General features: G+C 68.6%; 14 protein-coding genes and 1 tRNA gene. 9 read left to right on the top strand and 6 right to left on the bottom strand.

What is annotated here, in order from left to right:
• Nucleotides 1–20: 20 nt before the first annotated feature.
• From BLS56_RS09970 to BLS56_RS09950, 5 genes are all read left to right on the top strand, one after another.
• Nucleotides 21–2,441, top strand: coding sequence for a lamin tail domain-containing protein (locus BLS56_RS09970; RefSeq protein WP_407640503.1), 2,421 nt, complete (start codon nucleotides 21–23; stop codon nucleotides 2,439–2,441).
• A 101-nt stretch (nucleotides 2,442–2,542) separates the two neighbouring features.
• On the top strand, nucleotides 2,543–3,958 hold the full coding sequence (locus BLS56_RS09965) for an aminopeptidase P family protein (protein WP_091449715.1): 1,416 nt from the start codon (nucleotides 2,543–2,545) through the stop codon (nucleotides 3,956–3,958).
• A 38-nt stretch (nucleotides 3,959–3,996) separates the two neighbouring features.
• Nucleotides 3,997–4,137 (top strand): hypothetical protein, encoded by a 141-nt coding sequence (locus BLS56_RS31345; protein WP_091449714.1) that lies wholly within the window; start codon nucleotides 3,997–3,999, stop codon nucleotides 4,135–4,137.
• Between the two features lie 76 nt (nucleotides 4,138–4,213).
• The gene (locus BLS56_RS09955; protein ID WP_091449713.1) at nucleotides 4,214–5,356 is read left to right on the top strand and encodes a DUF2786 domain-containing protein; all 1,143 of its coding nucleotides are present in this window, start codon (nucleotides 4,214–4,216) and stop codon (nucleotides 5,354–5,356) included.
• Between the two features lie 1,384 nt (nucleotides 5,357–6,740).
• Nucleotides 6,741–7,661: a peptidoglycan-binding domain-containing protein gene (locus BLS56_RS09950; RefSeq protein WP_091449712.1), complete on the top strand. Its 921-nt coding sequence runs from the start codon at nucleotides 6,741–6,743 to the stop codon at nucleotides 7,659–7,661.
• Between the two features lie 140 nt (nucleotides 7,662–7,801).
• On the opposite strand, the gene BLS56_RS09945 is transcribed toward BLS56_RS09950, so the two are convergent.
• Nucleotides 7,802–7,888: transfer RNA gene (locus tag BLS56_RS09945), tRNA-Ser, on the bottom strand.
• Nucleotides 7,889–8,007: 119 nt separating this feature from the next.
• On the opposite strand from BLS56_RS09945, the gene BLS56_RS09940 reads away from it, so the two are divergent.
• Nucleotides 8,008–8,937, top strand: a complete 930-nt coding sequence (locus BLS56_RS09940) for a tyrosine-type recombinase/integrase (protein WP_091449711.1) — start codon at nucleotides 8,008–8,010, stop codon at nucleotides 8,935–8,937.
• A gap of 89 nt (nucleotides 8,938–9,026) precedes the next feature.
• Here BLS56_RS09940 and BLS56_RS32200 read toward each other — a convergent pair whose 3' ends face one another.
• The 5 genes from BLS56_RS32200 to BLS56_RS09910 all read right to left on the bottom strand — a co-directional run bounded on the left by BLS56_RS32200 (nucleotide 9,027) and on the right by BLS56_RS09910 (nucleotide 11,094).
• Nucleotides 9,027–9,425, bottom strand: a complete 399-nt coding sequence (locus tag BLS56_RS32200) for a DUF397 domain-containing protein (RefSeq protein WP_228771523.1) — start codon at nucleotides 9,423–9,425, stop codon at nucleotides 9,027–9,029.
• A gap of 33 nt (nucleotides 9,426–9,458) precedes the next feature.
• Entirely contained in the window at nucleotides 9,459–9,650 is a 192-nt protein-coding gene (locus BLS56_RS09925; protein ID WP_091449709.1) for a DUF397 domain-containing protein, read from the bottom strand.
• Between the two features lie 113 nt (nucleotides 9,651–9,763).
• Nucleotides 9,764–9,985 carry a Scr1 family TA system antitoxin-like transcriptional regulator gene (locus BLS56_RS33000; protein WP_407640505.1) on the bottom strand — a complete coding sequence of 74 codons (222 nt, stop codon included), beginning with the start codon at nucleotides 9,983–9,985 and terminating at the stop codon, nucleotides 9,764–9,766.
• A gap of 44 nt (nucleotides 9,986–10,029) precedes the next feature.
• Entirely contained in the window at nucleotides 10,030–10,239 is a 210-nt protein-coding gene (locus BLS56_RS09915) for a DUF397 domain-containing protein (RefSeq protein ID WP_091449707.1), read from the bottom strand.
• 15 nt (nucleotides 10,240–10,254) lie between these two features.
• Complete coding sequence (locus tag BLS56_RS09910; protein WP_091449706.1) at nucleotides 10,255–11,094, bottom strand: helix-turn-helix domain-containing protein; 840 nt, start codon at nucleotides 11,092–11,094, stop codon at nucleotides 10,255–10,257.
• Between the two features lie 507 nt (nucleotides 11,095–11,601).
• Here BLS56_RS09910 and BLS56_RS30535 point away from each other — a divergent pair.
• The 3 genes from BLS56_RS30535 to BLS56_RS32195 all read left to right on the top strand — a co-directional run.
• Entirely contained in the window at nucleotides 11,602–11,952 is a 351-nt protein-coding gene (locus tag BLS56_RS30535) for a hypothetical protein (RefSeq protein ID WP_139190587.1), read from the top strand.
• 383 nt (nucleotides 11,953–12,335) lie between these two features.
• Nucleotides 12,336–12,686 carry a hypothetical protein gene (locus BLS56_RS09905; protein ID WP_091449705.1) on the top strand — a complete coding sequence of 117 codons (351 nt, stop codon included), beginning with the start codon at nucleotides 12,336–12,338 and terminating at the stop codon, nucleotides 12,684–12,686.
• 342 nt (nucleotides 12,687–13,028) lie between these two features.
• A partial coding sequence (locus BLS56_RS32195; RefSeq protein WP_228771522.1) for a radical SAM protein occupies nucleotides 13,029–13,503 on the top strand: 475 nt, incomplete at its 3' end.

Here is a 13,503-nt window from a genome sequence, read left to right as displayed (position 1 = left end):
AGTGAGGGAAGGAACCTCTCGTGAGCTCAACAGCACGCAGACGGGTGGCGCTGCTCAGCGCGTTATCCGTCGGCCTGACGGCGCTGACCGTGCCCGCCGCCGTCGCGGCGCCCAGCCCGGACGTCCTGGTGGCCGAGGTCTACGGCGGCGGCGGCAACTCCGGCGCCACGCTGATGTCGGACTTCGTCGAGCTGGCCAACGCGGGCGCCGCCCCGGTCGAGCTGGCGGGCTGGAGCGTGCAGTACCTGCCCGCGTCGGCGAGCGCGTCCAGCACCTGGCAGGTCACGCCGCTGACCGGGGCGGTCGCCCCGGGCGGGCGCTACCTGGTCGCCGAGGCCAAGGGCGCGGGCGGGACCGTCGAGCTGCCCGCACCGGAGGCCACCGGGGCGATCCCGATGTCCGCGACCGGGGGAACCGTGGCGCTGGTGACCACCACCGCCCCGTTGACCTGCAAGACCGCCGCTGACTGCGGCGCGGACACGCGTGTGCGTGACCTGGTGGGCTACGGCGGTAGCACTGTCGTCCGCGAGGTAGCGCCGACGGCCGCCCCGAGCAACACCACTTCGGCGGCGCGGGTAGCGCTAACCGACACCGACAACAACGCGGCCGACTTCGCCGTTGGCGCCCCGACGCCGACCAACGCGGCGGGCGAGACCCCCGGTGGCGGCGGGGCGGCCCCGACTCCGGCCAAGATCCACGAGATCCAGGGGACCACCCGCCTCTCCCCGCTCGACGGCGAGAAGGTCACCGCCGTGACCGGCGTCGTGACCGCCGTCCGCCGGTTCGGCTCGGCGCGCGGCTTCTGGTTCCAGGACACCGCCCCGGACGCCGACCCGGCCACCAGCGAGGGCCTGTTCGTCTTCACCGGCTCGACTACTCCCGCGGTCGCTGTCGGCGACGCGGTAAGCGTCACCGGCACCGTTGACGAGTTCTACCCGGACGCCTCTCCCGCGACCTCGGTGCAGCAGTCCACGACCGAGCTGACCAGCGCGACGTGGACGGTCACCTCCAGCGGCAACCCGATCCCCGCCGCCGAGGTGCTCGGCCCGGACACCGTCCCCGCCGCGTACACCCCCAGCCCCGGCGCCAGCATCGAGCCGCTGGCGCTGGACCCGGCCGCCTACGCGCTGGACTTCTACGAGTCCCGCGAGGGCATGCTGGTGCGGGTGGACGACGCCCGCGTCGTCGGCGCCACCAGCGACTTCAACGAGGTGTGGATCACCAGCAAACCCGACCAGAACCGGTCGGCGCGCGGCGGCACCGTCTACACCGGGTACGACCAGCAGAACAGCGGCCGGTTGCAGGTCCTGTCCCTGATCCCGTTCGCCGAGCGGCCCTTCCCCCAGGCCAATGTGGGCGACACCCTCGCGGGCGCGACGGCGGGCCCGGTCGACTTCAGCCGGTTCGGCGGCTACGTGGTCCAGGCGACCGAGCTGGGCGAGCTGGTCTCGGGTGGTCTTCGGCCCGAGGTGACTCGAGCCGAGCGGGCTAACGAGCTGTCGGTAGCCACGTACAACGTCGAGAACCTGTCCGCCGCCGACCCACAGGCGAAGTTCGACCGCCTGGCTACCGCGATCGTGGAGAACCTCGCGACGCCGGACATCTTGTCGCTAGAGGAGATCCAGGACAACACAGGCCCGACCAACGACGGTGTCGTCGCCGCAGACCAGACTCTGCGCCGGTTCACCGACGCGATCTCGGCGGCGGGCGGTCCGCGCTACGAGTGGCGTCAGATCGATCCGGTCGACGGTAAGGACGGTGGGCAGCCGGGCGGCAACATCCGGGTCGCGCTCCTGTTCAACCCGGATCGCGTGTCCTTTGTGGACCGCCCCGGCGGGGGCGCGACCACCGCCGTCCAGGCGGTGCGGGGCCGTTTCCCGTTCCAGGCGAAGCTGTCGGTCTCTCCCGGCCGCATAGAGCCCGCCAACGAGGCATGGAACGCGAGCCGCAAACCGTTGGTCGGAGAGTTCACCTTCCGAGGGCGCCCGGTGTTCGTCATCGCCAACCACTTCAACTCCAAGGGCGGCGACCAGCCGCTCAGCGGCCGCAACCAGCCGCCGACCCGCGGCTCGGAAACCCAGCGGCTCGCGCAGGCGGCGCTGGTCAACGACTTCGTCAAGTCGGTCCTGGCGATCGACCCGCTGGCGAACGTGGTGGCACTGGGCGACTTCAACGACTTCCAGTTCTCCCCAGCCATCGCCCGCCTGACCGACGGGGGCGCGCTGCGGACCCTGATCGACACCCTGCCCGAGACCGAGCGCTACAGCTACGTCTTCGAGGGCAACTCCCAGGTGCTGGACCACATCACGACCAGCCCGTTCATCCTGCGGCCGGACTACGACGTCGTGCACATCAACGCCGAGTTCGCCGACCAGGCCAGCGACCACGACCCGCAGGTCGTTCGCTTCCAGCCGACCAGCATCCCCTGGCCCGCCAAGTAGATCCACCCCCGCGCGAAGGCCGCCGTCGGACGTCCGATGGCGGCCTTCGCCGTGTCTATAGGCTGGCAAGACAGGCCAGACCAGGTTGAGAGGTGTGCCAGATGAGCGACCACCCGGCCCGACGCGACCCGTCGAAGTTGGTGGAAGCCGAGGGGTTCCGCGAGCACGTCCGCGACGGCTGGGGACCCGCCGACCGCACTGTGCGCACGGTGGCGGGCGCGGCAGAAGCGGCCGCCGCGCACCGCGCCCGACTGTCTTCTGCGTTCCCCGGTAAGCGGATCGCGGTAGCCGCGGGTCGCGCGCCCGTGCGATCCAACGACACGGACTACGAGTTCCGCGCCGACAGCGACTTCGCCTGGCTCACCGGCTGCTACTCCGAAGGCGCCGTGCTGGTCATGATCCCGTCCGGCGGCGGCCACGACGCCGTGCTGCACCTGCGCGAACCCGCGGGCCCCGCCGAGGCGGACTTCTTCGCCAACGCCCGCGACGGCGAGCTGTGGAACGACCCGGTCCCCGGCCTGGCGGACTGGTCGGCCGCGCTGGGCATCGCGTGCCGCCCGCTGGAAGACCTGCCCCGCACGCTGCGCGGACAACTCCCCGGGGTGCTGGCGGCCAAGGGCGTCGACCCGCTGCTCGACGCCATCGTCGGCGCGCACAGCGCCGCGCTGCGCACCACCCTCGCCGAGCTGCGCCGGATCAAGGACGACTGGGAGATCGCCCAGCTCCGCGCCGCTGTCGACGCCACCGTGCTCGGGTTCGACGACGTCGCCCGCGAACTCGGCGAGGCTGTCCGCGGCGGCGGTGAGCGGTGGCTGCAGGGCACCTTCGACCGGCGCGCCCGCACCGCGGGCAACGGCCCCGGGTACACCTCGATCGTCGCCGCGGGCGCGCACGCCCCCGTGCTGCACTGGACCCGCTGCGACGGGCCCGTCCCCGAAGACGGCCTCCTGCTGCTCGACGCGGGCGTGGAGGTCTCGACCCTGTACACCGCCGACGTCACCCGCACATTCCCGGTGTCCGGCGAGTTCAGCGACGCCCAGCGGCGGGTGTACGACCTGGTCCACGAAGCGCACCTGGCGGGCATGGCGCGGGTGCGGCCCGGCGCGGAGTACAAGGCGTTCCACGAGGCCGCGATGCGGGTGCTCGCGCAGGGCCTGCACGACTGGGGGCTGCTGCCCGGCTCGGTCGACAAGGCGATGGACGACAACGGCCAGCACCACCGGCGCTACATCGTCTGCGGCGTCGGGCACTTCCTCGGCATGGACGTGCACGACTGCGCCCAGGCGCGCGCCGAGGCCTACCACGAGGGCGTGCTCGAACCGGGTATGGCGCTGACCGTCGAGCCGGGGCTCTACTTCCACCCCAACGACCTGACCGTGCCGCCTGAGCTGCGGGGGATCGGCGTGCGCATCGAGGACGACCTGGTCGTGACGGCCACCGGCGCGGAGGTGGTCTCCGCCGCGCTGCCCAGCACGGCGGACGGGATAGCCGAGTGGGTGCGGGCCCGGCGGGGGTAGCCTCGACGCCTGGTGCAAGCAGGGGAGAAGGAGGCGTCGTGACCGAGCACGACGAGGGCACTGAACACCACGGCAGGCACGCCGCGCCCGAGGGGGCGCAGCGGCACCCGCTGATCGACCTGTCCCGCGACCCGAATCCGGGCAAGCCGGACCACGCCGCGCCAGACGATCAGGACTAGGGCCTGCGACCAGGGCAAACGCAGGTTATCCACAGGGTGGTCTGCGTTTGTCGCCCCTGGGGTGCATCATGGCCCCATGCGAACATATGATCGAGAAACCCGGGGATCGGTCGCGGTCCTGGCGGCCCGCCTGACCGAGGCCGCCGCGGTGCTCGGCCGCGGCGACGCCCGGTCGGCTCCCGCGTATGTCCGCGACGTCGTGGCCCGCGGGCCGGAAGTCGCGTCCGCCGCCGCGGCTGTGGCCCTGTCGCGCGCGCTGGAACTGCTCTGGCAGCGCGGCTGGCTTCCCGGCGACGCGATAGCGGCGGTCCCACGCCCGCTCACCCGGCTCTTGGCCGACGCGATAGCCCACGAGTGCGCCCGCTATCCGGCGTCCCGTTTGCACCCCCGTTGGCGCGCCGAACTCGCCGAGATCGGCCCCGCCCGCCCGCTGCGCTTCACGGCGTTGGCACCCGCCCTCACCAAGGTCGTCGAGCTGATCGCCGAGCTGATGGCACTGCCACAGCTGCCCCACCTGGCGCCCGCGCCCGGCAGCCCAGTGGCCGACGAGCCCCGCGCCCCGGGTGTCGACCGCAGGGTCTTGGCCCGCGTCCGGGGTCTCCTGGCGAAAGCCGAGTCCACCCCGTACCCGGAGGAAGCGGAAGCGCTGTCGGCCAAAGCGCAGGAGCTGATGGCCCGCTACGCCTTCGAGCAGGCCGTGCTGGAGGCCGACGACCGCCGCCCCCAGGACGCGTCCGCCCGCCGCCTGTGGCTCACCGCCCCCTACCAGGGCCCCAAGGCCCAACTGGTCGACGCCGTCGCCAGCGCCAACCGCTGCCGCGCCGTCTTCTACTCGAAACTCGGCTGCGTCGGCATCGTCGGCCACGACACCGACCTGGAGATCGTCGAAGTCCTGGCCTCCTCCCTGCACGTCCAGGCCACCCGGGCGATGACCCGTGCCCCCTCCCGGACCAGGGCCTACCGCCACTCTTTCCTGGTCGCCTACGCCCACCGCATCCGCCAACGCCTCGACACCGCAGGCCACGACGCCACCTGCGGCGACACCCGCCTGGTCCCCGTCTTAGCCGCCCGAAAACACGCCGTCGACATCAAGTTCGACGCCATGTTCCCCGGCATCCGCGTCCGCCGCTCCTCAGTGAGCGACGCCGCAGGGTGGGGCGCGGGCCTAGCCGCCGCCGACCAAGCCGACCTCCACCCCCACCGCCGCGTCGCCAGCTGACCGCGCCCCACACACCTGCTCGCACGCGCCCCGCACCCACCCACCCACCGTCCACCCACCCTGCTTGCTTGCGCCCGCCGTGCCCCCGCACCACCCCCCTGCTTGCAGCCACCCGCCCTGCCCCCGCACCACCCTGCCTGCACCTGCCCTGCCCGCGCACCCGCTCCTGCCCCGCACCCGCCCTGCCCCGAGCGCCCAAACGCCTGCGGCCCGACCAACGTCAACTTCTCAATGCCGCCCAGGGCCGATCAGGCCCCTCCCCGCCGTGCGGGCGCTGTCCGCCGTCGCGCGCCCGCGTCACTCACTAGCCCGACACAGGCGGCACCTCTGCCCGCTTGACGCTGGGTGCGGCCTGTGGCCCAACCGGCGTGGACCAGCACACTCGCCCACCTCAGCCGCACCCCTGCCAGGCCACACCGCCCCCGTCAGCGCTCGATCGGGTGGAGCAGCGGACCCGCCCTCCTGCCAGCCGGACCCGCCCTGCGAGGTGCTCGATGGGGTGGAGTGGTTTCTTCGGGGGTGAAGGAAGATCGCCAAGCTGGCTTCGCACGTGTGCGGCCGAAGGCTTCCCACCCGTCTTTCACACGGCGATCTTCCTTCGTAGGGGTCCCGGAGAAACCACTCCACCCCATCGAGCGAACCCCACGACAGCCAGCCCCCGAGAAGCCCGGTTACCCTCGGCGCGCCCCGCGATCTGGTGCCGATGAGCCGCAGGCTCAGACCAGGGACCGCGAACGACGTTGCCATTGGCGGCTTTCCGTCCAGTCACGCTTCTGATAAAGAGAATGATCGATTTTTGCTACCACAGTGATCCAACTCGGCGTACGCTGGGTCGCACTGGGAGGAACGCAGGGGGTTTCAATCCGCTTGGCCGATCGCGCCGTGATTGATACCCGCTGGCTGATGTCGGGGGTACATGACGTGCACGTTGTGATTGCCGGTGCTGGGGGCATCGGCGCGCAGCGCTCCACAGAGGGCGCTGGGTCTTGGTTGTATCCGCCTGACGACAGGGCGTCCAAGCTTGCTCCGTCGCCGAGTGCGGTGGTGTCGAGTGGGGGAACGGGTCCGCCGTAGGCGAAGCGTTCGTATTCACACCGACGTCGCGAATGGGGCGCGCTGTCGCCCACGGTTCGCTGCGTCGATGACCGCATGATTTTTCTTTTATTTACCTGGGCAGCCCCCATAGCGGGGGTCGGATGCGCGCGCCTTTTGTTGGCCGCGTGTCCACATTTCGATGGCCATCTGGGGGATTCGTGATTGACGAGCAGTTTCCGGACGTGATTTTCGACGACAGTGAGCCGCCCATTCCCGAGGACGTGAGCGACTTCGCCGCGGCCGAGGACGAGGACCCGCAGGCGCACATGAGCGATCAGGAGGTGCGGTGATGGCGTACAGACTCGCTCGTGCGCTCGCGGTCTTCCGCGACGAGGTCAACACCCGCTGGCCGAACCGTGACCACGCCTCCGACGGGTGGATCGGCGACGCCGCGCACGCCACGCGCAATTCCGACCACAACCCGTGGGTCAAGGACGGTGCGGGGGTGGGTGTGGTGCGCGCCTTCGACGTCGACTCGGGGCCCGGCGGCGACACCGAGATCGGCCTGTGGGTCGCCGAGCACGTGCGCACCCTGGGCCGGGCCGGGCATCCCGCTCTCGGCAACGGCTCCTATGTGATCTCCGCCCGGCGCATCGCGTCGCCCAAGTCGGGGTGGGCGTGGCGCGCCTACACCGGCAGCAACCCGCACGTGTCGCACACGCACGTGTCGGTGTCGCTGGCCGCGGGCGGCTACGACTCGGGGCAGGGATGGGGCATCGCCGGTGGCGGCGGCCCGACCCCGCCGCCGCCGTCGCCCAACCCCGGTGGCAGGCCGACGATCCGCCAGGGCTCCCGAGGCGACGCCGTCCGCGAGGCCCAGCAGCGCCTGGCCGCCCACGGCTTCGACCCGGGCCGCGCCGACGGCGCGTTCGGCCCCCGCACCCGCGAGGCCACCCGCCGCTTCCAGTCCGCCCGCGGCCTCACCGCGGACGGCGTCATCGGCCCGAACACCTGGGGCGCTCTGCTCGCCGCGCCCCCGGCCGCCGCCCCGGCGCCGCGCCCCACCATCCGCCGAGGCGCCAAGGGCGACCTGGTCCGCGAGGCCCAAAACCTCCTCAACGCGCGGCTGCCCAACCTCCCCCCACTCAACGTCGACGGCGACTTCGGCCGCGCCACCGAAGCCCGCGTCAAGGACGCCCAACGCGCCTTCGGCCTCGCCGCCGACGGCGTCATCGGCCCCGCGACCTGGCCCCGCCTCCTCGGCGGCTGACCACCCGATATCGAACATGAGTTCGATTCATCCCCAACGTTGTCCCCACCTGCGGAGCAGCGGCGCCGGGTGAGCGAGCCCGCCAAGACAAAACAGGCGGTCTGTGTCCCGTTTCCGGAACACAGACCGCCTGCTATCTGCGGAGGATAGGGGATTTGAACCCCTGAGGGCTTTAACACCCAACACGATTTCCAATCGTGCGCACTAGGCCACTATGCGAATCCTCCGTCGGAGAGGGTACCGGATGGGGGCATGACCTGCCAAAACGGGGGGTCAGAGGGGGTGCGCGGGGTTGGCATGGAGCTAGCACAGGGCTCGGTGCCAACACTATTGGAGCGTCTGTTACATGGGTACCACGGGGACTTCGGCGGCGGTCTGGGCCATGCTGGCCGAGCGCTGGCGCAAGACGATCAGGGCCACGGCCCTGTCCGACAAGACCGAGCAGCGCTACCTGTCGACGGCCCACCGGTGGGCGAAGTGGCTCGACCAGGAGGGCCACGACATCGAGCCCGACGACGTCGAGGCCCACCATGTCGACGACTTCATCGTCGACATCATCGACAGCAGCTCCGCGGCCAACGCCGCACACCACTACCGCAACTTGCGGGTGTTCTTCGCCTGGCTGGTCAAGCGCAAGGAGATCAAGACCGGCAACCCGTTCGACGAGACCGAGCCGCCCAAGGTGCCCGAGAAGATCACCGACCTGTTGGACGACGAGCACCACGCGGCCCTGCTGCTGACCTGTTCCGGCAAGGATTTTCTATCACTGCGTGACCGGGCGATAATTCTGCTGTTCGTCGACACCGGGATGCGTGTCTCCGAGCTGCACTCGATCCAAGTAAAGGCGATCGACCTCAAGACCAAGCAGCTTATGATCGTCGGCAAGGGTAAAAAGATCCGGGTGGTTCGGTTCGGCAACTCGACCGGGCTCGCGCTGGCGCGGTACCTTAAAGTCAGGGAAAAGCACCCGCTCGCCGACTCGCCTGCCCTCTGGCTGTCCAGCCGCAAGACCAAGCCGCTGACCATCCACGGCATTCAGTCCATGCTCCACCACCGCGGCAAGCGCGCCAAGGTGCCGGGCTCGGTCTACCCGCACCGCTTCCGACACGACTTCTCGGACCGCTGGCAGGCGAACGGCGGCAGCGAGGCCGGGCTCATGGAAATCGCCGGTTGGGCATCCACCAAGATGCCCAGGCACTACGGCAAGGCAGCCAAGACTCGGCGTGCCCTCGCCGAGCATGAGCGGATTTCCCCTGCCGACTCGCTGGTCGCCTGACGGGTGACATAGGCGCGCTGTGCTTGGGGTATGGCTGCCTCTACCAACCTCACCCCGGCGCAGCGCGCCCTCCGCTCGTCCGCGGCTGCTTACGCGTCGTGGGCCAACACCACCGACCGCAGCGCGCGGACGGCGCCCGCTCGTCGCGCCGCCCTCGTCCGGTTCGAGGACCAAGTCGACCCAACGCGATCGCTACCTGCTGACGAACGCGAGCAGCGAGCACTAGCGGCACGCCGGGCACACTTCCGCAGCCTCGCTCTGCGCAGCGCCCGAGCGCGCGCTCGTGGCATCACCCGCTGAGACGGAAGGCCATGTGTTCGAGCTGCACAGGAGGACGCCGAACGGGCACGGGGAACGATCACTATGGGGCTATCCGAGTTCTTGCTGTTATGAAGTGCCACCATGTAGAACCGGTGTGCAGCCTCAACGCAGTTCGCGGACCCGCCGCTGCTCCGCGTGCTCTTACGCCGCGTAAGCGAAGGGGGCACCCAGCGCGGATGCCCCCTTCGCTTACGCGACCGTTAGACGCCTCGTCCTGCGTTTTTGAGCCCGCACAGGATGTCGCCGAACCTTGCGAAGGGAACGAGCATGACCGGGCCTGTCGGGTTCTTGCTGTCGCGGACGGCTACAGCGCTGTCAAGGTATGCGACCTCGACGCATTGCTCGGGGTTCCCCACGCTGCGACTTGACTTCCTCCACCGTGCTTGCTCCATGTTCGTGGTCCTGTCCTAGTCGTTAATTCCGGTCAGATTATGCGCTCGCAGCCTTCTGCTCGATCCGCTCAAACGCGAGGATATAGGTGGCGGACTTCTTGATGTAGTCCGCGTCAGTGAGGGTTTCGATATACGCGATGGTCGCCCTTGGCGCGTTCGATGTACAGCAGAGTGAACGGGTAGCCGAGTGCGGCGTGTGCTCCGCTGTCGAGCTTGACCACCCGGAACGACACGTGCGGGAGGTCTGCCAGCGCACGAAGTCGTTCGAGCTGTTCGCGGCTCGCTCTGCGGAGCGCGCGAGCCCGGTCCCGCGGCTCGAAATCCTGAACACGCAGCGAGGGGCACCCGTGTGGACGGCTGCCCCTCGCTGTGTCAGGGACTACTGATCGAAACGGCGGGCCTTGACGGTGGACAGGAGGTGCGTGAACACGTCCTCGGTGACCACCAGCGCAGGGCCTGAGCGGTCCTTGGTGTCCCGGATGGCAGCCACGCCAGGAACGTTGGCTACCTCGACACAGTTCTCGTTACCCTCGGTGAAGCTAGCCTTACGCCAGCGCCCATCGAAGTGGTACTGACCCGGGGCAGACATGCCTTACCCCTTTCGCTACTTGAGTTCGTTGATGCGTTGATCCAACAAGTTGGCTGACTCCCTGTCGTCCAAGGCGGTCACACGCAGCTTGTCGAAGGCAAGCGTATAGACCTCGGCGGCCTTCGGATGGTCGAGGTAGTTGGCGTCCGTCAGCCCCTCCAGGTAGGCAACGCTCAACGTCGGCAGCGCGAGCCGTAGCAGGGTGAACGGTGTTCCGATCGCATGATGCTCGCCTTTGCCGAACGGCAGTACTTGGAAGGTGATGTGCGGCAGCTCGACCAGCTCGCGGAGCCGCAGAAGTTGGGCGCGGAACACGTCGGTCCCGCCAACTGGCCGTAGTAGGACTGGCTCGGCGACGACCAACCAGAAGCCGGGCGGGTTACCCGAGGTGAGCAACTCCTGTCGCTTCGCGCGCTCGCGGGCGGTCCGGCCCACCTCGGCCGGTGGCGTGGTGAGCGACATTGACAGCAGCGCCCGCGCGTAGTCCTCTGTCTGAACCGTTCCCGGTAGAACCGTCTCACGGTAGTGCTTGATCTCGGCCGCTTGGGCCTCCAGCACCTTGTAGGTCTCGCCCCAAGCCGGTGTCCGTCCGGGGCTGGTGCGCTTGCGTGCCTCAGTACCGAACTCGCGGAGTTTGTCGGCTTCCGGGCCAGTGACCTCGTAGAGGGTGAGCAACCTGTCCAGCTCTTCCTCACCGAGTCGTACGGTGCCCGCTTCGATCTTGCTCACCTTGCCGACGCCGTACCAGCCGAAGCCGTGGGCTACCTCGGTGGGCGTCAAGCCGACGCGCTCGCGGATGCTGCGCAGGAAGATGCCGAGCACTACGCGGTAGGCCGTCGTTGCTGGTGACGCCATTCGGTGATCCTCCGTGTCCTTGGGTACGCGGCTACATCTTGCCTCTTGACTGTCGGTAGCGAGCACACTTCACCCAATCGGTAGCAACTGACTTGGTAACTTACCCGCTAACATCCTTGGGGGATGAGTCAGAGAGCAGGTAACTTACCAAGATCGTCGTTCCGGTTAGGCGTCAGCCACGGAACGTCATGCCGGGTGCGGACGGGGGCTGCTTGCCGTCTCCACCCGGTGGGAGCGGCAGGTTGCTGGCTGGCAGGCCAGGAACCTGACAGCAGACCTGCCGCTCCCCTCGAACTAAGGGGATTGGTCGCCACCATGACCGGCACCGATCCCGCAATTAGACGCCGCATTGCGGCGCGGAGATGTACGGGAGGTCGGCGCACATATGGCTGGGCAAGTCGTGTTTGCCGCTGCCGTCGGACTAGGGGCCGTCGGCAAGTTGGCTTGGCACCTGTGCGAGTGGTGGCAGTTCGCGCGCTCGCCTCGGCAGTGCCCGAAGGAGTACCAATGACGGAGCATCCTCTCGCCGCGCGCTTGCGAAAAGCCGGATTTTTCGTTAGCCCGTCGCTCGACGCCGACGGGGTCGATTCGGGTTTACTCTTCGTGCGGCGTAAGTCGGGACGGCTAGAGGTAGTCAGCGCGTGGGGCGACGATTACGCGCTTAGCACCTGTCTGCCGTTGTCGCGTGATTGGTCGAATCCGTTTGAGCCGACCGGACAGCCATCGAGCGCGGCCTCGTTCGCTGTCATCGTCGACGAACTGCTGTGTTCGGAGCAGGGCGAGCCTGACGTGTCCGTCGAGCCTGGTAGCGGGGCGGCGACTGATTGGTTCACCAGGGGGCGTCATGCGCAGCAGTGATGACGCTCTGAACGCCCTGGTAGCGCGTGGGTTTCGCTGCCTGAGAAGCGACGATTCCCTTGTCTTCACGTTCGCGTGGGAAGAGCCTTTCATTGACGTCGTCCACGTGCGGGCCGAGGACGACGTCACGGCGGTTCGCTCAGCGGCTGACGGGGGCAATCCGAACCTCTTCGCGCTTGAGAACGTGGTATGGAGCGCTTGCGGTCGCGGCTTGGTCGAGGTCGTCACAGAATTGTTCGAGGTGCCGAACCCTGGAGAACCCGGGGCACCGTCGCGTCGGGTCCAAAGTCACGGCTCACCTGGGAATGTCGGGCGAGAGTGGTTTCCCGGTCGATAACTCGGCTGGTCGATTCCCTTTGGCTATTTTGGTGGAGAGGTTTTCTATGTCATTTTTCGGGTATTTGTCTGCGGTCGTCGTGGTCTGTTGTGTTGTTTTGGGCCTCGCGGTTTTCTACTACTTGTTCCCGTCGCGCGGGCAGCACGTGAATCCGCACGGCGCTGCGGTCACTGTGGCGACGGCGCGCGCGGCGTGTGCGCCGGTGGTCACGGCCAGGGCGCGGGGTTGTCCGCATGACGACGCGCCGACGCTGGTGATTTTCGATCCTGAGTTGCCGGGGTCGCTTGCGCTCGTGCGCCCGTACTTGGACCGCGCCGGCTACCGCAGCGCGGCGGTAAGGACCTTGGTCGCGCGCAAAGAGAGCGAGGGGTCGCGCTCGCTCAGTTTCGCCGCTTGATGCTGCTTGATCATCGGAAACCGTAGATGGGGAGCTGGGATGCACGAGTTGATCGCGAGTCCGTTTTTGGGTGAGCACCTGGTCTTACGGCCGGACAGTCGGCAGGCGGTCAGGATCGGGTCACGCCGGTTCGGCGAGTTGCTGACCGCGTCGGCCGATCCGGTTGCGCCGTGCCCGCCGTGGTTGGCCGATGCCGCTCGTCAGCGGTGGGGCATGGACATCGTTGGGCGCTCTCTGGCCGAGGTGGTGATCGTTCGTCGGCCGTCGAGTCGCGGCTTCGGTCGAGCGTCGTACGAGCTGAATCTCGGATGCAATTACGACTGTGAGCACTGCTACCTTGGATTGAAGCGGTTCGAGGGGCTCAAGTGGCGCGATCGCGAGCGGGTGCTGCACATCATGCGCGACGCCGGGGTGCTGTGGCTGCAACTGACCGGCGGCGAGCCGACCATCGACAAGTTGTTCCCGCACGTCTACACGACGGCGTGGGATCTGGGGATGATGGTCACGATCTCGACCAACGGGTCGCGCCTGCACACCCGTCCGATGTTCGAGCTGTTGACCACTCGGCGGCCGTATCGGGTCACGGTCAGCGTGTACGGGGCGACCGCGGAGTCGTACGACTCGCTGACTCGGCGGCGCGGTTCGTTCAAGTCGTTCACTCTCGGGCTCGCCGCGGCCGTCGAGGTCGGGCTGCCGGTGAACCTCAATCTGGTGATCACGAGTCACAACGAGCACGAACTCGACGCCATGCGCGCGTTCGCCGAGAACCTCGGCGTTCCGTACACCGTGTACACGAACATCTCGCCCACGATCTACG

The organism is Actinokineospora iranica, from assembly GCF_900101685.1.
GTDB classification, from domain to species: Bacteria; Actinomycetota; Actinomycetes; order Mycobacteriales; family Pseudonocardiaceae; genus Actinokineospora; species Actinokineospora iranica.
This window is presented reverse-complemented; position numbering and strand designations above follow the sequence as displayed.